Genomic DNA, 21,300 nt, shown 5'->3' on the forward strand with positions numbered 1-21,300 from the left:
TGCAAACCCAGGGGCTCCTTTCAGCAACAGGGCGAGCCGTTCACGAGGACGCCGTGCGCGGGGCCGGAGCAGGTTGCAAAGCCTCAGGCTTTTGCTCGATGGGGACCCAGAGGGCGCGTTCGTACAGGGCGCTGAGGGGTCCTCAATCCTTAGCCCTTGTACTTCAGGAGGGCGGTGGGGAGCTGGTCCCGGGTGGCCTTGAGACCCTCGGCGGCCAAGGCGTCAGCGGTGGCAAGGTGAGGGGGATGGGTCTGTTCGTAGGTGAGGATGTGGGGTTTCTTGCCCATATTGGTGTGCTCCTGTCAGGCCGGGGCAGGGGTGGATGGGCAGTGGACCGGCGGCGTACAGGGACCGGGCAGCCTCACGGTCCGCGTCCGTGATCACCGTGCCGGGGGGACTGGGGAGACGTACAGCACGCCCCTGTGGGCAGCCAGGAACAGGCTCCCCGCGGTCACCCGGTGAGGCGTGCGTTCCCCAGAACGGGACGGCGCTCCGGAACAGTGGACGTTGCAGACACGCGCACCTGCTTCTCAGGGAACGTGGAAGGGGAATTCGAACGGGGTGTCCCCCGGCGGGCGTCCCGAGGATCGTGCCCTCCTGAGCCATCACCACCCACTCCCCCCCTTCTGTCGTGCTGAACGCGAAAGTCAGTGAACACGCCGGTAATCTTTCATCAGCAGGAATGAAGCGAGTTTCTCACCCGTGTGCAGCTCTACCTTGGGACCACCGAACGCGACGACGGTAACGACCTTGTCCTCCACGCGCTTGTGCTCCCAGCGGCTGTCGACCTCAATGGAGACTGGAGAGGGCGGTGGCGCTTCCTCCGCGGCTGGGCTGCTTGGGGGCCGGGGCGATGCCCACCTGTGACAGGCCGGTGATCATCTCCAGGCTTAGGGGCTCACCGATCAGGCGGTCCAGGCCCAGCCGGGCCAGCGTCTCGAAGCCACGCGACGTTGTGTCCAGCGGCATGTCCTGCCGGGCAGCGTCCACGGCCTGCTGAATCTCGGCGTCGGTCAGGCGGGTGAACAGCGCGCGGGGAGTGCCCGAGGGCGCGCTCCTGGCGAGTTGCACCTGGAGTTCCGCGAGGCGACTCTCGTTGCTGCAAAACAGCAGCGCGCAGCTGGCGCATGGTGACCGGATCGCGGGCAGGCCGGGAGGTCAGGACGCCGCGGGGGACCGGGACCAGGGCGAGCAGGGCCGCGCCGCCCGCCGCGCCCGGAACTTTCTCAAGGGTGGGGCGTTGGGATGCTCGCTCCCCACCTTGCCCGTCTGTCCAAACCCGTCAGGCGCCCCCCCTCGCCACCTTCCAGGGTCAAGTGGATATTCACGTCTCCTTGGGGTTCGGCGACAGCCGTGTGGTCATCATCCTGAACCAGAGCGTGCGGGAACACTCCAGAGGCGGATGATGTCTGGGTTTTCGTGGAACCAGTATTGGTGAAGTCCGTCTTTGTGGACTCCGTATTCGCAGGGGCGGGTCTACCGTGCGTGGTGGAAACGGGACGCCTGGTTTCACCATGGCCGGGTTTCCCCTCCATGGCCGCTTCGGGTTTCTCCACCGGCTCGTCATCCACGACGTACTCCCAGCTCAGCCGCCCTTTTTCGTCGTTGACGCGCTGCCGGACCACGTACCCGTGCTCTTCGGGCTCCTTCACCGCGGACTGGTGGGCCTCTTTTCCGTCCTTGCTCTGCTTCTCCAGCCAGCCCATATAGAACTGCCAATCCTCAGGGCAGCTCATCATGACCGCGAGGAGACCTTTGGCTTTGAGAGACATGTCGGGTCTCCGGATGGCCGCGTTGTTGAGCTGCGTGAACTGCCGCTCTTTTTTCCGCCTGCGAATGCTCACTGTCGTTGTCCCCGAACGGCCCACCCCAGTGGGGCGGCGAGGTGGTTCCGGCTTCCGCCGTGGCGCCTTCACCTGTACTGCACGTGATTGACCCGAGTCCCGATGGCCACTAACATGGGGACGAGCCTCAACACTTTGGGTTGTGGTGTCAGAGCCCACCAAAAACTCTGGGAACTGTGAACGCCTCGGTGCTTGGAACCACTGGGGCGTTCACCTTTGGGCGCGCGCTTTGGGTGCCTGCCAGGGTACCCGCCACAGTAGCACGTCTCCAGAGCGCCAGCCGCGCGACTTTGAGCGTGTCAGGCGCGCAATCGTCTGGCCGACCCCTGTTTGGTACGTCTTTGGTCACGGCCGTGCTGCCCGCGCCCTGTGCGGGAACCTGTGACCACCAACTTCGCCTGTGGAGCCGGGCGTCACCTCTGCCTGGGAAGGCGCCGCCGGGCAAGGGGCGCGAAGGGCCGCCCCTCCCAGGCCCTGGAACGTGAACCCCAGGAACTGGGATAAGGTAAACGCATGACGTCCCCAACCGAGACGCCCTGGCTACTCGTCGTGGAGGACAACGCCTCGGAGCTCCTGCTCCTCGAAATGGCCCTGGAGGAACTGGGCATTCCCCCTCTGTATGAAGTGGTGCGCGATGGTCAAGAAGCGCTCCTCCGTCTTCAGCAGGCTCCTGCGCCCGAGCTCGTGCTGATGGACATCAACATGCCTTGTCTTTCAGGTGAGGAGGTCCTGCAAGCGCTGGGAAACAGCCTTCAGGGCACGCAGGTGGTGGCGTGGAGTGTGGGGTGGAAGGAGGGGGACGTGGCCCACATGCAGGCGCTGGGGGCGAGCGCGTATGTGGGGAAGCCGCACACCTATGAGGCGCTGTTGGAATTGGTGCGGGGCCTCTGGGCAGCGCGCCCGGTGGGTGCGAAACGCGCGTTGCCCTGAGAAATCCCGTGCGGAGGACGCATGCCTGGTCCGGACGCCGATTGAACGGTTTGCGGAGGGGTTCAGAGAAGGAGAGAACCGTGTTCCGGGTATGAAGGAAAGCACACCGGCGGTCTTCGGGTTGGTTGATGAAACGGACAAACCCCGCGCGAGCGGAGTCTCCGTACTGCTCGCGCGCACCAGGACCGCGCGCTCAACGCCTGCCCCTTCCGGGGGACGTCCGGGGAGAAGAGCAGCCCTGAAGCCGCCACACGGTGCTCCAGGGGCGCAACCGGGAAGATGACGCCCCCGAGCGCGGGTGGCTCCCGGCCTGGCACCCCATACAGCCGAGACGAAAGTGCGAGAATCGGAAGATGTGGCTTGCAGCGCTCTGGGGACTTGCGGGGGGATCATCCCTCATCGTCGGCGCTGTTCTGGGACTGTACGCCCCCATCAGCAAGCGGGTGGTCGCCTTGATCATGGCCCTGGGTGCAGGGGTCCTCGTCAGCAGCGTGGCCTTTGAACTGATGGACGAAGCATTTGACAAGGGCGGATTTGGTGCCGTATCCACCGGGTTGTTGCTGGGCGCGGTCACCTTCTTTCTGGGCGACCTGGCCATCAACCGCGCTGGAGGAAAACACCGTAAGCGCAGCGCCGGACAGCAGCAGGACGGCAATGCCTCTGCCATCGTGCTCGGAACCCTGATGGACGGTATCCCGGAATCCATGGCCATTGGCGTCAGCCTGCTTGCAGGAGGCAAGGTCGGCTGGGTTTTTCTCGCCGCCGTGTTCCTGAGCAATATCCCGGAGGGCCTGAGTGCCAGCGCCGGGTTGAAACGTGCTGGACATCATCCCACTCGTATCCTGTTGATGTGGACCTCCATTGCCTTGCTGAGCGCCATTTCCGCAGGGCTGGGGTATCTCTTTCTCCGCGGTGCCGGTCCCAACGTGACGTCGGGGATTCAGGCGTTCGCAGCTGGAGCGATCCTGACGATGCTGTCTTCCACCATGTTGCCGGAAGCGTTTGAGGAGGGTGGCGCCATGATTGGCCTGGCGACGACGTGCGGTTTCCTCGCGGCCTTCACGTTGAGTCATCTGTGACTGCTGCTCAGGCAGGATCTGCGCTGGTAGGGCCCAAAGGGGCCTTGCCTCAGGCCAGGAGAGCGGCTACGCCGGGTCAGGGCCGCCCCGCGCAGGCGGCCGCCTGCACCGGGGATGGAGTCCAGGACCGAGCGGCCATGGGCAAGCCGTGCGCGCGTGAACGGCCGCTCTCCATCTGCGCCGTGCCGCTTGTGGTGGGCTTCCGGGTGTGATGGGGGAGAGCCGCCGCAGAAGGGGGAGGCGCAGGATGGTGCGGTTGCAGATCATGTGGACCTCCAGGGGTGAAGTGGGCCCTGCCCGGAGTCGCGCCGGACGCTCTGCGGCTCGCGGGGCCAGGGGGGGAAGAAGTTAGGGCATGGGGGAGAATGGCGCCGTGGGGACTGCCCTTCCGCGCGCGGCGCCATGCTCGTCATGCGCAGTTCGCTCGCCGTTCCCGGTCAAAAAGAAGTCTGCACTTTGACACACGCTCCAAATGGGTGTGGGCTGAACGTCCCTTAAGCGGGCTCACGCGTTGCTCAGGAATTTTGAAGGAAAACGTTCTCTCCTGCCTTTGCCGGGTTTGGGTTCCACACCGGGGCCATGGGTTGCCGCTCTCAGGTGTTGCAGGCTGCCCGGACCCTGGCTCGCCAGAGTCTGGACAAAACGTTCAAGCGTACGGACCTGCTTGAGATGATGCGGGCACAGGGAACGCACTTCTCACCCCAGGCCATCCGCACGCACGTGACGGCCACCATGTGCCGAATTTCGGCACGGTCTGCCAACGTGCGGTACCCGGACCTGGATCGTGTCCGTCCAGGGCGCTACCGGATCAACGGATGTACGTGGGGCTGCCGGAACGTCACGGGGAGAAGCTTGCGCACCTCCGGCGGTTGCTCCGCGAAGGACGCAACGTGAAATGGAGCCCAGCGGATGACGCGTTCGCCCTGGAAAACGGCCTGAAGAGAAGGCAACACCCGGGCGAGGGCCAGCGTGAGATGGGGCGTGGGCTGTAGGAAAGGCGGGTCCCCGTACCCGGCCGCTTCACGCCCTGCCTTTCGCCCAGGTCACCTGCTGCCTGCTGCTCCCGGACTGGCAAGGAAGCCTCAAACAGGCCTTCCTCCCCGGCTGTCTCGCGTGAGGGGGTGTGCGCGCCTGCAGCACCTGGTGCAGGTCAGCCCGCACGGGCCACTGCTGGTCATGGCGGTGGGGGTCTGCGGGGGTCAATGTGAGCGGCGCGGCGCGCCTGGCCGCCTGACCCATGCCCCAAACGGGCGGCATGCTGACTGGCCGTCTCGCTTTACCCCGTCGGAGTGGTGCATGGTCCGGGGCGGGCGTGGTGCGCGGCTGCTCTGCGTCTTTGCTTGTCATGGGTCGCGCCGCCGCCCGGAAGCGGAGGCAGGGTGGTGCAGGTGTGGGGGATCAACCCCTGGACGCCGTGTTTTTCGTCTGATCGGCCACCGACGTGGAGCAGGTCAAGCCGTGGGGGGCGGCATGGGCCAGGGCAAGTTGGGTGCAGCCGACCCGCCCCTGTTGTCGCTGACGCTCTTCAACAGCCAGCAGCGACGGGCCCTGCGCTCAGGGAAGCGGCTGGAACGCGCCGGAGGCGCCCATAAGGACTGCGGTGAAGCTGTGGCGTACTGCAGTTTCGGGGCGGCGCAGTTCCAGATGCCCAATCCCATGCTCAGGCGCGCGTTGTCACGGTACGGCTACAGTCCGCGGGCGGTGCTGGCCCTCACCCGCGTGGCGGGCGTGGACCTGTTCGACGCGATGTACCGCGTCACGCACGGCTTTCTGGGGAGTGACGCGCGGCGCACGGCCTTCCTCACGCAGGGAAGCTACCTCAGAAAGGCCGTGACCACGAACGCGTGGTTTCCGCACAAGGCGACCGACTTCCCGAGGTCGCCTTGACGCTTTCGGGCGCGAAGCTGCTCACGCTCCCGCCCCGCTTCGGGCGCAACCGGGTATGGAGACTGCTGAACGACCGATCCGGTTTGCGGTTCATCCGTCAGGAAATAACGGGCCAACGCGAGCGGACGTGCAGCGCTGCGTGGCAGAGGGGACAGAACGGATGATCCGCAAACCGGATCGGGGATCAGGACCGGACCTCCACACGGCGGACAACCGCCCAGTCTTTCCCCTGTACGGACGGGACGGGAGCGGTCGGCCGCCGCCCTCACCTGACCGACGTGTATTTTTTCGCTACAACATATTCAAACGTCGTTTATAAAGTTCCGGTGAAGGTCTTCCTCATGGTCGCAGTATTCTCGCTGCTCTGTATGTCTCAGGCCTCGCGGCACACTGTCAGCGCGGGTGAGACGCTCTACAGCATCTCAAAGGCAGCGGGAACGACGCCGGAAGCCCTGATGGTCCTCAACGGCATGACTGCCAGCACGGTCTATGCGGGTCAGGCGCTGCAACTGCCTGACCCGCCCCCGCCCCTCCTCCAGGCCCAGCACACCGTCAGCGCTGGGGAGACGCTGTACAGCATCGCCAGGGCAGCGGGAACGACCGTACCGGCGCTGGTGGCGCTCAACCAGTTGGCAGACACCAGCATCTCTGTCGGCCAGGTGCTGGAACTTGGTGGACCCGGGCTCCAGGAGGGCAGCGCCGCCCCTCGCCTCCCCGCGCCCGCTGAGCCAACGGGCCTCGAGCAGGGCCTGTTCACGCTTGACCGGCTCCCTTCCTCTTCAAGCAGCCTTCCCTTCCAGTCGGCTCAGGCGCGACGTCCGGCCGCGGCGTACCTGCCGGAGGTGGGATACGAAGCGCAAACGCTCAACAACTGCGGACCGGCAGCCCTGGCCGCCGCCCTGCGCCTGTACGGCGTCGAGGCCAATCAGCAGACCTGGCAAGACCGGCTGCGCCCGACCGGCGGCAACATGCAGTTCGCTCCCGCCCAGCGTCTCCTGGCAGAACTCGGCTTCCGGTCGGACGTCCAGCGCGGCGGCACCGTAGAAGACGTGAAGCGCGCCGTCGCCCAGGGATTTCCCGTGATTGTGCTGCAGTACCACAGCGTCGTTGGAAAAACACCGCACTTCCGCGTGGTACGCGGGTATGACGACGCCCGGGACATTCTGATTATGAGTGACCCCCTGAGCGGTCCAAACGTGGCCTTGACCTCTCATGATTTTGACGTGCTCTGGAACACGCAGGGACGGGCGTTCATTCCGGTGCGGCCCCTGGTGACGGCGAACGCCCGGAAGAAACCGTAGCGCCAGGCGCTGGGCAAAGGACGCCACTCCACCGGTACGCCCGCCGGGCTTTGCGGCGAATCGCCGGTGCGGCGGTCCAGGCGGAGCATGACGGGGAGGCCACCCAAAGCTGGAGGCGTGGGCACCCTCGGCCCCCTACACTCGGGCCATGCCCCTGCGCGTCCTGCTGCTCAATCCCCCACACGGTTCGATCGGCAGCCGGATTCCCACCGAGCAGTTGCCGCCGCTGGGCCTCCTGAGCCTCGGTGGGCCCCTGCTGGACGGGGGCTTTACGGTGGAACTGCTTGACGCGGACCTGCACAACCTCAGGGTGGAGGACATCCGCCACCGGGCACTGCGCTTTGCGCCGGACGTCCTCCTCGTCGGTCATGCCGGCTCCACATCTGCACATCCGGTCGTGGTGCGGATCCTTGGGGCGCTGCGCCCCGCGCTTCCTGGCATGCCCTTCGTGTACGGCGGCGTCTTTCCCACCTATCACTGGCAAGACGTCCTGGAGAGGCACCCCGAGGTCGACATCGTGGTGCGGGGCGAGGGGGAGCGCACCGTCACCACGCTGGTGCAGGCCCTGGCCACAGGCAGTGACCTGGAAAGCGTCCCTGGACTGGCTTTTCGCCGGGCAGGCCAGCCCTACGCCACCCCGGCCGCCGCCATGATCCTCGATCTGGACGGGTACCGGGTGGGCTGGGAACTGATCGACCACGCCGACTACTCGTACTGGGGCAAGCAGCGCGCGGTGGTGGTGCAGTTCTCACGGGGCTGCCCCTATCCCTGCTCGTACTGCGGGCAACGCGGCTTCTGGACGCAGCGGCGGCACCGCGATCCCGTGCGCTTCGCAGCCGAGATCGCCCGGCTGCACCGGGAACACGGCGTGCAGATGTTTAACTTCGCGGATGAACTCCCCACGGGCAACAGGGCCGCCTGGAAGGCTTTTCTGGAAGCCCTGATCGCTGAGGACGTGTCCGTCACGCTCGTCGGATCCACCCGGGCGGGCGATATCGTCCGGGATGCGGAGCTGCTGCCGCTGTACCGCAAAGCCGGCGTGATCCGCTTCCTGCTCGGAATCGAGAGTTACGACGAGGGCACCCTGGCGAGCATCCGCAAGGGCGCCACCACCAGGGACGACCGCGAGGCGATCCGCCTGATGCGTGAACACGGGATGATCTCCATGGCGACGTACGTCGTGGGCTTCGAGGAGGAGCGCGACTTCGACTACTGGCGCTCCTTTCAGCAACTGACGCTGTACGACCCGGACCAGATTCAACTGCTGTACATCACGCCACACCGCTGGACACCCTTTTTCGACACGGTGGCCCACCGCCGGGTCATCCAGACGGACGTGACGAAGTGGGACTACAAGCACCAGGTCCTGGCCACGCGCCACGTGCCGCCGTGGCGCGTGCTGCTGTGGTTCAAGCTGATGGAACTCGCCGTGCAGCTGCGGCCCCGGATGCTGCGCCGCACCCTGACGCACCCCGACCCGAATTACCGCCACGCGATGCGCTGGTACTACGCGGTGGGCCGCCGCGTCTGGATGCACGAGGTGGCTGAATTCTTGCGGTCCTTTCCGAGGCTGCGCGAAGGCGTCACGGTGCGCGAATTCTGGGGCGAGTCGCTTTCCGCACGTGAGGAGGCGCTCGCACGGGTGCCCCGCCGCACGTCCCCGCAGCGGAGCGCAGCAGACTGACGGTGCGATCAGACCTGCTCCTGCACCCTTTCAACCCGGAGACGGCGCGCCCATGGTCGGACCCTGCACGGCGAGATGGTCCCCGGGTGCTCTCGTCTGTGCGTTCCAGGCCACACCACCGGCCTGCCAAGGTCTGCCTGGGCGTCATCCCAGACGCCGGCACGCCCTGTTCAACCCGAGAGACCGTCCGCCGCTCTGCACACGACCTCCCGCTGCGCGGCCACTCGCCGGGCTCGGTCAAAAAAAGGTCCGCACTTTGACCCATGCTCTAGACTTGCGGCGTGAACGGCGGCCCCCCTCAACAGCACGCTCCCCCTTCTGCGCCCCAGGACCAGGCACGTCACATCCGGGTGATCGGTCAGGGTGAACTGACGGTGGTGCTGCTCACTGGACTGGGCGTACCAGCCCTGTGGTGGCATGGGCCTGGAGAATGGACCGAAGACGTCCTCCAGCTGATTGGACGGGAGTCCTGGGGGAACCGGCCCTTTCTTGCGCCGTCACTCGCGCAGGACTTCCGGGTCGTGACGTATGACCGTGCCGGCATGGAAGACCGCCCTCCACCGGAGGGCGTCCGGCGTATGGATGATTTTATTCAGGAGCTTGACGGGGTCCTGGAGCAGGCGCAGGTGAAAGGACCGCTGGCGCTCATGGGCCACTCGCTCGGCGGTCTCATTGCGCTGGAGTACGCGCGGCGCACTGCGCCGCGCGTCGCTGGTCTCGTCCTGCTGGACAGTTCCCATCCGGATCAGCTTCCACGCTTCGCTGCGGGAGCGGGCGCCGGGCAGCGTCACGCCGACGCCGAAGAGCAGCGTCAGATGGCCGAATTTCACCCGGAGCGGCCGGACCTGGAACATCTGCTGAGCCAGGGCGAAGGGGCCGTTCGGCCAGGCACGCTGGGCGACTTCCCTCTGCTTGTCCTGACCCGGGGGATCAGGCCGTGTCCTTCCGGCGGCACGCCAGCACCCCCAATGACGGCCAAGTACTGGCAGTACCGGGAACAGACCTGGCAGCGCCTGCAGAGGGAATTGACCGCGTTGTCAAACGCCGGGCAGCAGCGCTGCTTCCCAGACAGTGGGCATTACCTGCATCTGGAGGAACCCGCGCGTGTTCTTGAGGACGTTCGGGCGTTCCTCCGACAACTTCAGGACGCTTCACCGGGGGCAGAGGCGCGCAGCCGGCAGCAACCGTCTTCCTGATCCCCGCGGCGCTGCACGGGCCAGGGTGAGTCCTCCTCCCCGCGCGCTCCTGCAAGAGACCCGGCTCGCCGTTTCCGATGTTGCCTCTGCGGCGGTGGTTCCAGCCCTGCGGCTGGGCAGGAAGCGGCATGTCCGCACCCAGGGGTGACGCGGTATTGCCACCAGCTTTCCGAGCCCGCGTGCAGCAGGTTCTGCGCGTACGGACAGCGTGGCCCGGACCCCCAGAGCGCCCGTTCTCTGCGGCTTCCCTTTGTGGTGCATCGGGAAGACCCGCAGGTCCTCGTTCACGTCCAGGCCCGCCTCCTGTGCCGGCCATTTGGAAAGGCCGACGAAGAGGTGAGGCGCTATGCGGACGCCGATGGAATCGTTTGCGCAGCGATTCACCAGGCGTCCGGTTCATCCGTGATGAAATCACGGGCCAACCTGGGTGGAGCGAGCAGGAAAAACGGTGACCCAGAGGCGTGGAATCGCCGGAACGGACTTGCAGCGCAGCAAAGAAACGGGTTCCGGCCAGACAGTGATGAGGGTGGCCTCACGCGGGCTGGGGAAGAGGGAAAGAGAGCGGCTGGCAGTCAAGGTACCCCGCCACCGCCCTTCAGGACCGATCACTGATTGAACGGCAGCCGGATGGGCAGGCCTCTACCTCAAGTTGAACGTCTTGACGAACTCGGTCAGGCCCTGACGGTACAACTTGACCCAGGCCTCCAGGGCGGCTGTGGTTACGCCGCCGTCCAAGTCGAGGTCACTTTGCAAGAAGGGGTCGCGCTCCTCGTCGAGGTAGGCGTACGCGAAGCTGTGGCCGCGGTTCCAGGCGTTGATCTTCTCGAGGGGGGGAGACGCGTCAAGGTCGAAGCCCGAGGACAGCGTCAGGGTTGAGCAGCGCCCACTGGCGCAGTCGGTCAGGTAGACGCGCGCAGTGGTGTTGCCCACGCGAAAGGCCAGGGAGGGCCCGCCATCCTGCGCCTCGCTGCGGACCGTTAGGCCAGCGCGGGCGAGCGTCTTCATCAGCTCGGCGGGTGTCACGCTGGTCATCACCGTGGCGGCGCGGGTGGGCTGCGCTCCGGCTGCCGAAATCAGGGTGAGGGCCAGCAGCGAGAGCGTTTGGTTCTGGAGAAGGCGAATCTGAGTCATGGTGGATCCTTTACGGGAAGGCACGGGGCCAGCAAGAAGAGCGGGAAGCGGCGGGCAGGTGGGCGCGGCACTCTGGCCCAGGGCAGGGCCAGGCTCGGCAGCCGCGCGCCTTGCCCAGAGGATGCGGGAGGCCCGCTTGCACCCCACTCGCCTGAAAGCGGCTGGCGGAAACGCCCATGGCCCTGTCGGTCACGCGTTCAAGAACGGCGGGCACTGCGCGTCTTCCGGTGCCCTGGCGCCGTGCGGCACAACCCGGAGCAACCCGAGGAGATCACCGGGGTGTGGGAGGTGCAACTGCTGGAGTGGGGCGGCCCGCGCAATACGGTTTTCGGAGCGGACGGAACGGATGACCCGGCAATCTCACCAGGGATAAACCGGAAGCCCTATAAAAATGGGTCCGGTTGGAAAACCGATCCCTTCAGGGGCTGGGTGCAGAACCCAGCCGCCCGCAGGGCAGTTGAAGCTGAAGCGCCGTCATGTTCGTCATGCACGCGCTGAAGGGTGACTCGTCCCGGTTTCTTCGGCAGGCGTTCCCTCACCTCAACACCCTGCCCGCCCTCTGGGCCCGGAGCGACTTCGTGTCCACGGCGGGCGTCATCAGCAGCGCGGTGGTGGAACGCCATATTGCCCCACAAAGACGCAGGAAGCCGCACGGTTCGGGCAACTGCGGCTGTACCGCACCCTGTACAACGCGGCCCTGGAAGAACGTATCGGGGCGTACCGCAAGGCAGGCGCGAGCCGGAACTACCACGACCAGGCGAATCTGCTGGGTGAACTGAAGGGGCGCACTTCCGGAGTACAAAGGGGTCTACGGCCAAGTGCTGCGAGGCGTTCTCCAGCGACTGGAGAAGGCATTCATGGCGTTCTTCCGGCACGTGAAGTCTGGGGAGAAACCGGGGAAGCCCCGGTTCCAGGGCCGGGACCGCCACGACCCGTTCACCTCCCTGCAGTCGGGATACAGCGTGTCCGAAGATGGCCGCACCGCGCACCTTCTCCAAGCTTGGCAACGTCCGCATTCCTCTGGGCCGCCCATGGGAGCAAAACCAAGACGGCCACCGTGATTTACAACTGCGGCGAGCAGTTACGTCTCGTACATCTGCGAAGTCGAGGCGCGTCCGTTCCCCCAGCCGGGAAGCAGCGTGGACGTGGGAACCACCCATTTCTGCATCACCTCTGGTGGGAAGTTTCACAACAACCCCCGCTTCTTCCAGACCGCCATGAAGAAGTTGCGCGTGGCTCAGCGGGCAGTCGCCCGCAAGCTGCCAAACTGCACCGCAAGGTCGCGAGGCAGCGGTTGGACTTCCATCACAGGGTCGCCCTGAAGCTGGTTCGGGAGCGTGACGTCATCGCCCACGAAGTGCCCAACGTCGGTGGTATGGGGCGCGGGAATCTGGCCTGCAGCCTCCATGACGGTGGGTGGAGTCAGTTCTGCCAGCTTCTCGCTTTCAAGGCAGCGTGCGCCGGAAAGCGGGTTGAGGCGGTAGACCCTCGGTACACCTCGCAGCGCTGTCACGCTTGCGGGCATACCGAGAAGGCGAACCGGGTCAGCCAGGCCCGCTTCGGGTGCCGCAACTGCCGCCACACAGCAAACGCTGATCATCGCGCCGCCCTGAACATTCTGGCCCTGGCAGAGCCTTCGCCGCTTAACAAAGGCGGCTACGCCATACGTGCGGCGAGAATCCCACTGCCAAAGCAGGGGGAGTGTCAAAACTGGCCCATCACGCGGGCAGACGCCGTTCATTCGGACGCCGTTCATCACGCCCCGCGGGGCCGCAGGGGGAGGCGTGCACCCACCTGGGATACCCGCGGTCGGCCACGGCCTTTTACCGTGGCCGACCGCAGCGACTCCGCTCCGAGCGCCGAATCCATTTCGCTCCATTCGGCCCTGCTGCGTCAGCGGTGCCCGTACGGACCGCGTCTCCCACCATCTGGCGCGTCCGCACACCGCATCGGTCCTGCTGGCGCGGATTGACCTCTTCGGGCATTTGGTGGCCCCAGGCGCCCCGAAGGACGCGCTGCGCCCCCCAAAGGGCAGGGGAGAGGGTGATGTGGCGCCCCCGCCTTCAGGACGTAGCGCTGCTGTTCCCCGGACAGGGCTGGAGTGGACGACGCCGGGCACGCAGCTTCGGTGCACCGGTCTACTCGTGCCCAGGGTCACCGCCCGTCGCCTCGCTGCTGGAGACCATCCGCCGCGCGCCCCATAATGTGATCGTGCGGGCCGGATCAGGATCGTGCCGCAGCGCCATCAATTCCGCAATGCTCACGCGCTCTTCCACGAACAGCGCGGCGGCCTCCAGAACGAGCATGTCCGTCAGCGGTACCCCACGGAGCAAAATCCGCGCGCTCGCGGCGGTGCGCGGCGGTTCCAGCAGGGGCTCGGGATCCCGCGGCGGGGAGGACTGGGGCCTGCCGGGCTTTGCGGCTGCGCCTTCCTGCAGCGGGACGGGAGCCGTTCCTGGGAGGGGGACCAGCGGGTACTTGGCCGGGTGGCGCATCAGGTCGACGAGCAGCGCCGCGCCGTTGCGGGCCTTGTACCCAGCGGCGACCAGCTGCTCAAAGCGGGCGACGCGCTCCCGAACGGTGGATAGGCCGTGCTCGGAAGCCTGCTGTACGGCCACCGCGTGGCTGACGCCATGCTTGCGGAGCAGCGCCACCGCCTCGGGATCAGCTGGGGTGGGCGAGGTCTCGGCGAAGGTGTAGAGGATCTCCAGGGCGTCGCCCCGGCCGAAGTAGTCCACGCTCGCCAGGAAGCCGTGTTCCGAGAGCTGCTGATGGGCGGGTTCGAGGCTGCGCCGAATCCGGCTGGGCCGGGTATCGAGGATCCCCAGGTGTTGCGCCCAGGCCCGCAGGTTCACCTGAAAGCTGCTGACCTGCGGCTGTCCGTATGGAGAACGCTGCTCCGAGAGCAGGCGGAAGAGCAGGCGGGGAAGAGGCTGCTGCAACCGCCGGAGAAAGGTGATGTCCAGCGGCCGGATGTAACCGCTGCGAATGCTGGAGGCGAGGTCGCTGTCAAGCGTGATTTCCAGCAGGGACTCGGCGCGTATCTGGCCGAGCAGCTCGGGCCTGCGGTCGCGATCGGTAACGACGAATTTGAGCACCAGGCTGGTGTTCACGCTCCGAAAGCGCAGGTCCTGGTTGTCGAACCATGAATCGCTGATCTTGTACACCGTTCCCTGCAACCGCCGCAGACTGCTCTCAAGCGTCGCGTAGTGAAACCCGCTGTCACCCAGACTCGAATACTGCAGCAGGGCGTAAGCCGTGACGCGAACGACCCCACTGTCTGGCATGCCTGCGGCGACGTAGGCGTTGACCAGGCCCAGCAGCACGTCGTTGTCGACGCCGTGCGGCACCACGTCCTTCCGGGGAGCGGTGCATTCTACGCGGAGGGTAACGCCCACGCCGTCCAGCGACGGATATTCCTTGGTCCACGACGTCATGTCAGCCGGCACACGGTTCGTGGCGAGCACAAGAGACAACCGCGCGAGGTTACGCTCGTCGTGGCCGTCTACCTGACTCCGTCGGGCGGGCTTCGCCATGGTGTTCATGGTAAGGCATCCCTGTGGCAAGGGAGGGATCAGCCTCGCGACCTCGGTGTCGCCCCTCTGATGTTGATCATTGATCTTTTAAAAGAAGTAAAAAATAATAATGATGATCATCATCAAGGGAGCGGCGTACGTGCGTACTGGACGGTGTCCTTGCCCCTTACTGCTCAAAGTCACGGTAGCTTCTGCCCAAAGTCACGGTAGTTCCCGGGGCGATCTGCCCAAAGTCACGGGAATTCGCAGGAGCCGAGTGTCCAAAGTCACGGTAGCTTCTGCTCAAAGTCACGGTAGTTCCTGGGGCGATCTGCCCAAAGTCACGGGAATTCGCAGGAGCCGAGTGTCCAAAGTCACGGTAGCTTCTGCTCAAAGTCACGGTAGTTCCTGGGGCGATCTGCCCAAAGTCACGGTAGCTGGGCCGCACAGCGCACGTCAAAGGGTCTGTGCGGGCGGTTCCACGAGTTCCTCACGGGCCTTGTAACAACGTCCTCCTCGTCCGCCCGCACAGACGCACGCCCCGCTGCTCAAAGTCACGGTATAAAGTCGCCTGGGGCTGTCCAAAGTCACGGGCACAGTTGAGGCCTGCTGCGGAATGGGGGAGGGGAGGGAGGCGCGCGTCCTTGGGTGGAGCACACGGCACAGTTCAGGCGCCGGGCCCGTGCGTAAGCCCCTGCTCTTTTCCAGTCTTTTCCAGGGGTTTGGGGCCCTTCCCCACGGTCTCCCGTCGTCGCGAGCAGCATCGGGCCAACCGGGTCGTCCAAACCTCAGCGTTCGGGCGAATCGGTGCCCGAAGCTGGTGCTTGATCGCCGCCAACATGACCTTCCGCATGCGAAGCGGGGTCTGCGCTGCTGGACGCCATGCCCGTTCGTAAGGTCTGCCAGTCTTCCGACCACTTGAGCAGCGGCATCAGGTTGGCCAGCAACGCCTGGCCCAGTGGACTTAAGGCGTAGCCGCCTGTGACTGCCGATTCGACAAGGACTGTTTCGCGCAGTTCCCGCAACCGCTGGTTTAGCACCGTCGGGGACATGTCGTCACAGCGGCGGCGCAATTCCCGGAAGGTCAGGGATTCATCCCGCAATTCCCAGAGAATCCGCAGCACCCAGCGGCGTCCAAGCAAATCCAAGAGCGCCATGATGGGCCGGCCTGTACTGGAACCGCGAACCGGGCGGCCTGGAGTGGGAACCATCCCCCTATGCTACATGTTCCCTCGCGAAGTGCTACGCTTTCCGTAGCGGTGTTCGAATCTCCGACTCGTCGCCCGAGGAGACAGTATGGCAACTGCGCGCATTGAACCTCTGGAAGCCCCCTTCAACCCCGCGATCACTGCCACCTTCAGCCGCTATCTTCCGCTGAACATGGCCCCCCTGAAGCTCTTTCGCACGCAGGCGCACAACCCACGGGTCTTGCAGCGCATGTTTGCCGGGAACCTGCTTGATCCCGGGTCAATCAGTCTCCGCCTACGCGAATTGGTGATTTTACGGACCTGCGCCCGCTGCGGCTCTGAATACGAATGGGGCGTTCACGTCGCGCTGTTTGCAGCGCGGGCCGCCCTGGAAGTCACTGACATTGCCGCCACGCTGCAGCGCGACCTCTCCGCAGTCACCCTGCCAGCGAATGAATGGATTGTGCTGAAGGCCGCCGACGAGCTGCATGACACCTCAACCCTCTGTGACGGCACCTGGCGGGCGCTGGCCGAGCACCACTCGAACCCGCAGATTCTCGAAATCATCGCGTTGGTCGGCCATTACCACGCCGTTTCCTTTGCGACCAATGCCCTGGCTATTGAGCCTGAGCCGTTCGCCGCGAGGTTCAGCGGGTCCGTCTCTCTGCCCTCGGTACAGTGATTGGTTGGGGAGGCCGCACCCCAGAACGTGCATGGGCGTGCGGGGAGCCCTGGGCACAATAGCTGAGCTCGACTTTGGCCATTGCCCGTGGCAGAGCTGCGCAGGTCACAGTGGTGGGGTTGAAGCGGGAATAACGGCCAGGGTGCACCTCGATGCGCAGACGCCCCGGCCCTGCTCATCCACAATCTCGATTTGCCACACCTGGGTGGTGCGCCCCTGATGAATGGGCGTCGCCGTCGCGGTCACAAAGCCGCTCCGCACCGCCCGCAGGTGATTCGCATTAATCTCCAGCCCGACGGCCGTCATGCCGCGCGCCGCAACACTGAGGTGCGCGCCGACGCTGGCAGCCGTTTCGGCGAGCACCACGCTCGCCCCGCCGTGCAGCACCCCGAACGGCTGGTGAACGCGTCGCTCAACTGGCATGCGGGCCACCACCCGCTCACTGCCAGCTTCTAGAATCTCGATCCCAAGGTGGTCCGGCAGTGCGCCGCGGGCGTGTTCACTGAGCTGGGCAAGGGACGTATTCATGGGGCGCTCCTCTGCGGCCGCAGGATCAAGCAGGTGGTTGTGGCGTGAGCAAACAGCCTGTCCCGCTCATCGAGTAGCCGCGCCTGCGCGGTCGCCACCTGCCGAGACACACTGAGCACCTCACCGACGGCGCGAACTTCCCCCATGCCCACGAGCAGGGGCCGGATGTAGTTCACTTTGAGTTCGAGGGTCGTGTAACCCACGCCGGTGGGGAGTCGCGTGTGGATCGCGCAGCCAAGCGCAGAATCGAGCAGTGTCGCGTACACCCCGCCGTGAACGCTTCCGATGGGGTTGTAATGAAACTCTTGCGGGACCATGCGGAAAGTCACGCGGCCGTCCTCGATGTCCTCCTCGCGCGCCAGAGAGAAGTCGAGGCTCGCCGCGATGGGTGGACCGGGAAAGTCTCCACGCACCATCGCGCGCAAATAGTCCAGTCCGCTGAGGTGCCGCGCCGCTTCGGCGCCGACCAGGGGGTCTTCCCAGGTATAGGTACGCACGCGTGTCTCCCGGTGGGGTTCGTCCCCCACTGAAGTGGCCGGTGAGGCAGGACTTGGCGAAGTGCGGTCGGTCATTCGGACTCCTTACGGCGCGTTGCTGAGGGGGAATCGTGACTGCGCTGCAGTGACCCCTGGGTATGCCGTCCTCAGGGACAACTCCTATATATGATACATATCATATAAAGAGTGCTGGCGTTGCCGGCGCAGGCAGGATGGCCAGGACAGCCCAGTTTCTCCCAAAGAAAACCCCGTGCGGATCAGGCGCGCCAAAAGGAGCATCATGGTGTTCGGTCATTCCAACCAGGGATCACCCGCTTTGCGTCCTGCCAGCACAGGGATGGCCTGAGAGCGGGCATGCCCAGGAGACGCCCGAGAAGGTCCTGAGCGCCGGGCCTGTGATCTTCAGGGCAGACGGGCGAAGCACCGCTGGCATCGGGCGTCTGCTGGGGAAGGCAAGGTTTCCCCACGGCGGGTTCTACGCCCACTTTGTCAGCAAAGATGCCCTCGTCCAGCAGTTCCTGGTGCGCAGCCTCAGGGGAACGTCCAACACCCTCCTGCGAGCTGCTGGGCATACGCCTCCGTATGGCCTGGTCGGCATGGTCCGCAACTACGTCATTCGTCAGCACTGCGGCGAGGCGCAGGCAGAGGGAAGCTGCGTGCTGCCGCCCCTCGCTGCTGAGATCGCCCGGCGCTTCGCGGTCTCCAGCAGGCTTGTCAGACGAGCCCCACGAACCTGCAGTGGGTGGTCAGACAACCTCATCTGCGCCGCTGCCCACTGGTGGTCTGCTCAGCGCCCGGTTGGGGTTTGGCCGCGTCCTGCTGGGCGGCCTGGACTCCGGAGTGCCGGGGGGCGATGCTCACCGCGCCGTCATCCTCGCAGAACCTGGTGCTCCACTCAAAGCATCTTCCGGATAGACTTTTAATGGTCGGCAGCAGTTGAAGCTTCAGACGCACCTCGCCCGTAAACAGCTGTGTGATCCGTGTTGTGGGCCACCACGGGCTGCCACCTTCCATCCCGCCGCGCCACGACCAGGTGAAGCATGCCCCGGCGTGGAGGAAGAGCTTCACCCTGGAATGAAGTGTGTCCACGCATGGTCCAATGAATATTTACGCAAGCCACGTCCGGCGTCACGAATCTGATGGGCATTTCCTCCACATCAATAACCGCATTCCTGAACAACTTCGTAAAGGGCATCACGTGCAACTCCGCAATGGCAGTCTGCCCCCGGGCCGTGTTCCCAACCACATCGGTAAACTCGGCGTCCGCTGCGAATGAGGACGCGAAGCGCAGTGGATCGAGCGTCCTCCACTGATCAATCAAATGCTGAGTGGCCTGCTCTACGGTCGACTGATTCGTCTGAGACACAGCAACCCCCTTTGTTCTGGTAGAACAACCGTGACTCCTCAGTGGTTGTGCAACAGTGAGGTGCGCCCCCCTCAGGCGCACCTCGTCTAGGACGGCACGGCTGATTCAGCTTGCTTTCGATTCCGCGCGAGACCTCCACGTTTTTCCTGCGCTCGGGTAAACCAGTGGCCGCATCACGGATCAACCGGAAGCCTTATTTCACATCCCTGGAACGAGTTCGACCTTGAGCCAGCCGGGCTGCCGCTCGTCGAAAGCCTTATATGCCTCGATGGCGGTATGCATTTCCTCAACTTGGGAAAGCAGTTTTTCGGGATCGAGGGTGCCCTGCTGAATGAGGTCGAGGAGCATGGGAATGTACTTGCGGTGGTTGCAGTTGCCCGATTTGATCGTCAGATTCTTGTTCATGGCCGCACCGATGGGAAAGCTCTGCATCGTTTGCGGATACACGCCAATGATGCTGAGTGTTCCCGCCTTGGCGAGGGCCTGTACCGCCCATTCCAGCGCTTGACTCGGCGCATCGCCGACATTCCACGCGGTGCCTTGAGGAGCCACCTGCTCCAGTTCCTGCCCGAACGTCTGCTCTTCCTTCTGCGCCTGCTCGGCGGCGGGCCCGTGGTGCGCGTGCTTGGCGTCCACCCCCACGACGTCGATGGCGCAGTCCACGCCAACGCCGCCCGTCAGGCGCTTGATGGCCTCCACCGGGTCTTCCTCATCGAAGTTGATCGTCTCGGCACCCTGATGGCGGGCAGCGTCCAGGCGCGAGGGAATACGGTCAATGGCAAATACGCGCCCCGCCCCCAGCAGCTTGGCCGAGGTGATGGTGAACTGCCCCACTGGACCACAGCCAAAAATTGCCACCGTATGCCCCGGCTTGATGTCGGCGATGTCAGCGCCGAAGTAGCCCGTCGGGAAGATGTCGCTGACCAGAATGGCCTGCTGGTCCGTTACGTTGTCAGGCACCTTGACGAGGTTTGTGGCGGCGAAGGGAATCCGCGCCTTTTCCGCCTGCAGACCCTGAAAGGGGCCGCTCGCCTTGGGGCCGCCGTAGAAGGCCGTTCCCGCACCCGGGCCATTGGGATTGGCCGTGTCGCACTGGCTGTAATAGCCTGCGCGGCAGTACGAGCAGTATCCGCAGGCGATGGTGGAGGGAATAACCACCCGGTCCCCGGGCCGGAAGTTGCGCACGTCCGCGCCCACCTGCTCCACAATCCCCACACCTTCATGACCGAGGACCGTGCCGGGGACCATCTCGCCGCCCGTGCCCCGGATGAAATGCAGGTCCGTGCCGCAGATCGCTGAGGCCGTCAAGCGGACAACCGCGTCTGTGGGCTGCTCAATCTGGGGCTCAGGAACGTCGTCCAGCCGAATGTCGCCGATACCGTGCCAAACCACTGCTTTCATGGTGCCTCCGGGGGAGTAGGGGATTTGCTGTGCGCCGAACTCAGCTGTGACCGGGATCCGAGTCGTCGGAGGGGCGGCCATGCTGGCCGCCGCTTCCCTGACCGGCCTGTTCCTGAGAAGGTCCAGGCGTGTCGCTCGTGGGGGTCTGGGCCCCCGCGGTGTCCTGGGAGGCGGTGTCCTGGGAGCTCTGGGGCGGCTTGTTCTGATCGTCTGTCATGTGGGAATCTCCTGAAGAAGGGAAGGATCTGGCTCAGGGCTGGGCGTTGACGCCATACACCTGTCCGGTGGCGTAGTTCGGTTCTTGGGAAGTGAGTTGCACATACGCGGAGGCGAGTTCGGCGGGTTGACCGGGGCGGCCCATCGGCGTATCGGCCCCAAAGGAGGGCCGCTTATTGGGCTCCAGGCCCCCCACTGCGCTGGAGGGGCGTCCAGGCAGGTCCGGGCGCCACGGCATTGACCCGGATGCCCTTAGGCGCGGGCCGCTTGGCGAGCGACTTCGAGAAGTTCACGGTGGCCGCCTTCGTCTGGGAGTGGTCCACCAGGTTGAGAGGGGGGTCATACGCCTGCTTGGACGCCGTGTTGATGATGGCGGCCACCGGCTGGAGGTGCGGCGGCGCGGCCCTGGTGATCCAGAATATGGCGTAGAGGTTGGTTTTCAGCGTCCAGTCGAACTGCGCCGTGGTGAGGTCCAGCAGCGAGGTCACCGAATGCTGCCGGGCCGCATTGTTCACCAGGATGTGGGTGCCGCCGAGTTGCCGAACGGCTTCGGCCACCAGACGCTGACAGGAGGCCTCGCTGCGGATGTCTCCGGGAATGGCCACGGCCCTGCGCCCAGCCGCCTGAATCAGGGCGACAATTTCGCGGGCGTCGGCCGGCAGGTAGTTGACCGCCACATCTGTCCCCCTCGCGGGCAAAGGTGATGGCGGCGGCGCGTCCAATGCCGCTGTCGCCCCCAGTCAGCATGGCCTTGCGTCCCAGCCGCCGCCCGGAACCCTGGTAGCTCTTCTCGCCGTGGTCGGGCCTCGGGTTCATCTTGCTCGTCAGGCCCGGCCAGGGCTGGGTCTGCTTGGGG

The 21,300-nt window shown here is 65.3% G+C and carries 22 protein-coding genes and 1 pseudogene; 10 read left to right on the top strand and 13 right to left on the bottom strand.

The annotated features are described in order from the left end of the window. Window positions 1-149: 149 nt before the first annotated feature. The 3 genes from B9A95_RS33420 to B9A95_RS07875 all read right to left on the bottom strand — a co-directional run bounded on the left by B9A95_RS33420 (window position 150) and on the right by B9A95_RS07875 (window position 1,772). Window positions 150-287, bottom strand: coding sequence for a hypothetical protein (locus B9A95_RS33420; RefSeq protein WP_170928511.1), 138 nt, complete (start codon window positions 285-287; stop codon window positions 150-152). 502 nt (window positions 288-789) lie between these two features. Next, window positions 790-1,071, bottom strand: a complete 282-nt coding sequence (locus B9A95_RS07870; RefSeq protein ID WP_084046370.1) for a hypothetical protein — start codon at window positions 1,069-1,071, stop codon at window positions 790-792. Between the two features lie 155 nt (window positions 1,072-1,226). Then, window positions 1,227-1,772, bottom strand: coding sequence for a hypothetical protein (locus tag B9A95_RS07875; protein WP_139806581.1), 546 nt, complete (start codon window positions 1,770-1,772; stop codon window positions 1,227-1,229). Between the two features lie 585 nt (window positions 1,773-2,357). On the opposite strand from B9A95_RS07875, the gene B9A95_RS07880 reads away from it, so the two are divergent. From B9A95_RS07880 to B9A95_RS07905, 7 genes are all read left to right on the top strand, one after another. Beyond that, entirely contained in the window at window positions 2,358-2,774 is a 417-nt protein-coding gene (locus tag B9A95_RS07880; protein WP_084046372.1) for a response regulator, read from the top strand. Window positions 2,775-3,265: 491 nt separating this feature from the next. Continuing rightward, a complete protein-coding gene (locus tag B9A95_RS07885) occupies window positions 3,266-3,853 on the top strand; it encodes a ZIP family metal transporter (RefSeq protein WP_245808187.1) in 588 nt (195 codons plus the stop codon). Window positions 3,854-4,432: 579 nt separating this feature from the next. Further along, window positions 4,433-4,747 carry a DUF7669 domain-containing protein gene (locus tag B9A95_RS36900; protein WP_425429918.1) on the top strand — a complete coding sequence of 105 codons (315 nt, stop codon included), beginning with the start codon at window positions 4,433-4,435 and terminating at the stop codon, window positions 4,745-4,747. Window positions 4,748-5,323: 576 nt separating this feature from the next. Next, window positions 5,324-5,740 (top strand): hypothetical protein, encoded by a 417-nt coding sequence (locus tag B9A95_RS07890; protein ID WP_084046374.1) that lies wholly within the window; start codon window positions 5,324-5,326, stop codon window positions 5,738-5,740. Window positions 5,741-6,108: 368 nt separating this feature from the next. Next, the gene (locus tag B9A95_RS07895) at window positions 6,109-7,041 is read left to right on the top strand and encodes a LysM peptidoglycan-binding domain-containing protein (RefSeq protein ID WP_245808188.1); all 933 of its coding nucleotides are present in this window, start codon (window positions 6,109-6,111) and stop codon (window positions 7,039-7,041) included. Between the two features lie 148 nt (window positions 7,042-7,189). After that, entirely contained in the window at window positions 7,190-8,725 is a 1,536-nt protein-coding gene (bchE, locus tag B9A95_RS07900; RefSeq protein WP_212648272.1) for a magnesium-protoporphyrin IX monomethyl ester anaerobic oxidative cyclase, read from the top strand. Window positions 8,726-9,006: 281 nt separating this feature from the next. After that, window positions 9,007-9,921 carry an alpha/beta fold hydrolase gene (locus B9A95_RS07905; protein ID WP_084046375.1) on the top strand — a complete coding sequence of 305 codons (915 nt, stop codon included), beginning with the start codon at window positions 9,007-9,009 and terminating at the stop codon, window positions 9,919-9,921. A gap of 639 nt (window positions 9,922-10,560) precedes the next feature. On the opposite strand, the gene B9A95_RS07910 is transcribed toward B9A95_RS07905, so the two are convergent. Beyond that, window positions 10,561-11,052, bottom strand: coding sequence for a YbjN domain-containing protein (locus B9A95_RS07910; RefSeq protein WP_084046376.1), 492 nt, complete (start codon window positions 11,050-11,052; stop codon window positions 10,561-10,563). 482 nt (window positions 11,053-11,534) lie between these two features. On the opposite strand from B9A95_RS07910, the pseudogene B9A95_RS35180 reads away from it, so the two are divergent. After that, window positions 11,535-11,696: pseudogene (locus B9A95_RS35180) on the top strand (transposase); the annotation flags it as partial. 413 nt (window positions 11,697-12,109) lie between these two features. Further along, window positions 12,110-13,024 (top strand): RNA-guided endonuclease InsQ/TnpB family protein, encoded by a 915-nt coding sequence (locus B9A95_RS35185; protein ID WP_245808200.1) that lies wholly within the window; start codon window positions 12,110-12,112, stop codon window positions 13,022-13,024. Between the two features lie 166 nt (window positions 13,025-13,190). Here the strand turns inward: B9A95_RS35185 and B9A95_RS07925 are convergent, their stop codons facing one another. After that, a complete protein-coding gene (locus B9A95_RS07925) occupies window positions 13,191-14,588 on the bottom strand; it encodes a replication initiator protein A (RefSeq protein ID WP_170928512.1) in 1,398 nt (465 codons plus the stop codon). Window positions 14,589-15,355: 767 nt separating this feature from the next. Further along, window positions 15,356-15,715 (bottom strand): winged helix-turn-helix transcriptional regulator, encoded by a 360-nt coding sequence (locus tag B9A95_RS07930; RefSeq protein WP_212648273.1) that lies wholly within the window; start codon window positions 15,713-15,715, stop codon window positions 15,356-15,358. Window positions 15,716-15,863: 148 nt separating this feature from the next. Between B9A95_RS07930 and B9A95_RS07935 the strand changes: the two genes are divergently transcribed. Beyond that, window positions 15,864-16,436, top strand: coding sequence for a carboxymuconolactone decarboxylase family protein (locus B9A95_RS07935; RefSeq protein ID WP_084046380.1), 573 nt, complete (start codon window positions 15,864-15,866; stop codon window positions 16,434-16,436). Between the two features lie 105 nt (window positions 16,437-16,541). On the opposite strand, the gene B9A95_RS07940 is transcribed toward B9A95_RS07935, so the two are convergent. The 7 genes from B9A95_RS07940 to B9A95_RS35195 all read right to left on the bottom strand — a co-directional run bounded on the left by B9A95_RS07940 (window position 16,542) and on the right by B9A95_RS35195 (window position 21,121). Beyond that, on the bottom strand, window positions 16,542-16,964 hold the full coding sequence (locus tag B9A95_RS07940; protein WP_084046381.1) for a hotdog fold thioesterase: 423 nt from the start codon (window positions 16,962-16,964) through the stop codon (window positions 16,542-16,544). Next, window positions 16,961-17,461, bottom strand: a complete 501-nt coding sequence (locus B9A95_RS07945) for a PaaI family thioesterase (protein WP_245808189.1) — start codon at window positions 17,459-17,461, stop codon at window positions 16,961-16,963. Before B9A95_RS07945 ends, B9A95_RS07940 begins: the two co-directional genes overlap by 4 nt. Window positions 17,462-18,380: 919 nt before the next feature. Continuing rightward, entirely contained in the window at window positions 18,381-18,827 is a 447-nt protein-coding gene (locus tag B9A95_RS07950) for an SgcJ/EcaC family oxidoreductase (RefSeq protein ID WP_170928513.1), read from the bottom strand. A gap of 198 nt (window positions 18,828-19,025) precedes the next feature. Next, the gene (locus B9A95_RS07955) at window positions 19,026-20,228 is read right to left on the bottom strand and encodes a zinc-dependent alcohol dehydrogenase (protein WP_084046384.1); all 1,203 of its coding nucleotides are present in this window, start codon (window positions 20,226-20,228) and stop codon (window positions 19,026-19,028) included. 40 nt (window positions 20,229-20,268) lie between these two features. Further along, window positions 20,269-20,445, bottom strand: coding sequence for a hypothetical protein (locus B9A95_RS33425; RefSeq protein ID WP_170928514.1), 177 nt, complete (start codon window positions 20,443-20,445; stop codon window positions 20,269-20,271). Between the two features lie 33 nt (window positions 20,446-20,478). Then, entirely contained in the window at window positions 20,479-20,640 is a 162-nt protein-coding gene (locus B9A95_RS35190; protein ID WP_245808190.1) for a hypothetical protein, read from the bottom strand. Next, window positions 20,618-21,121: an SDR family NAD(P)-dependent oxidoreductase gene (locus B9A95_RS35195; RefSeq protein WP_245808191.1), complete on the bottom strand. Its 504-nt coding sequence runs from the start codon at window positions 21,119-21,121 to the stop codon at window positions 20,618-20,620. The genes B9A95_RS35190 and B9A95_RS35195 overlap by 23 nt, the downstream gene beginning before the upstream one ends. Window positions 21,122-21,300: the final 179 nt, after the last annotated feature.

The organism is Deinococcus hopiensis KR-140 (assembly GCF_900176165.1).
Classification (GTDB): Bacteria; Deinococcota; Deinococci; order Deinococcales; family Deinococcaceae; genus Deinococcus; species Deinococcus hopiensis.

Coding starts and splice junctions, on each gene's coding strand:
- B9A95_RS07935 (WP_084046380.1), top strand. CDS start 15,864: ATGGCAACTGCGCGCATTGAACCTCTGGAAGCCCCCTTCAACCCCGCG.
- B9A95_RS07940 (WP_084046381.1), bottom strand. CDS start 16,964: ATGAATACGTCCCTTGCCCAGCTCAGTGAACACGCCCGCGGCGCACTG.
- B9A95_RS07880 (WP_084046372.1), top strand. CDS start 2,358: ATGACGTCCCCAACCGAGACGCCCTGGCTACTCGTCGTGGAGGACAAC.
- B9A95_RS07925 (WP_170928512.1), bottom strand. CDS start 14,588: ATGGCGAAGCCCGCCCGACGGAGTCAGGTAGACGGCCACGACGAGCGT.
- B9A95_RS07890 (WP_084046374.1), top strand. CDS start 5,324: ATGGGCCAGGGCAAGTTGGGTGCAGCCGACCCGCCCCTGTTGTCGCTG.
- B9A95_RS33425 (WP_170928514.1), bottom strand. CDS start 20,445: ATGACAGACGATCAGAACAAGCCGCCCCAGAGCTCCCAGGACACCGCC.
- bchE (WP_212648272.1), top strand. CDS start 7,190: ATGCCCCTGCGCGTCCTGCTGCTCAATCCCCCACACGGTTCGATCGGC.
- B9A95_RS07875 (WP_139806581.1), bottom strand. CDS start 1,772: ATGTCTCTCAAAGCCAAAGGTCTCCTCGCGGTCATGATGAGCTGCCCT.
- B9A95_RS36900 (WP_425429918.1), top strand. CDS start 4,433: ATGGGTTGCCGCTCTCAGGTGTTGCAGGCTGCCCGGACCCTGGCTCGC.
- B9A95_RS07895 (WP_245808188.1), top strand. CDS start 6,109: ATGTCTCAGGCCTCGCGGCACACTGTCAGCGCGGGTGAGACGCTCTAC.
- B9A95_RS33420 (WP_170928511.1), bottom strand. CDS start 287: ATGGGCAAGAAACCCCACATCCTCACCTACGAACAGACCCATCCCCCT.
- B9A95_RS07910 (WP_084046376.1), bottom strand. CDS start 11,052: ATGACTCAGATTCGCCTTCTCCAGAACCAAACGCTCTCGCTGCTGGCC.
- B9A95_RS07955 (WP_084046384.1), bottom strand. CDS start 20,228: ATGAAAGCAGTGGTTTGGCACGGTATCGGCGACATTCGGCTGGACGAC.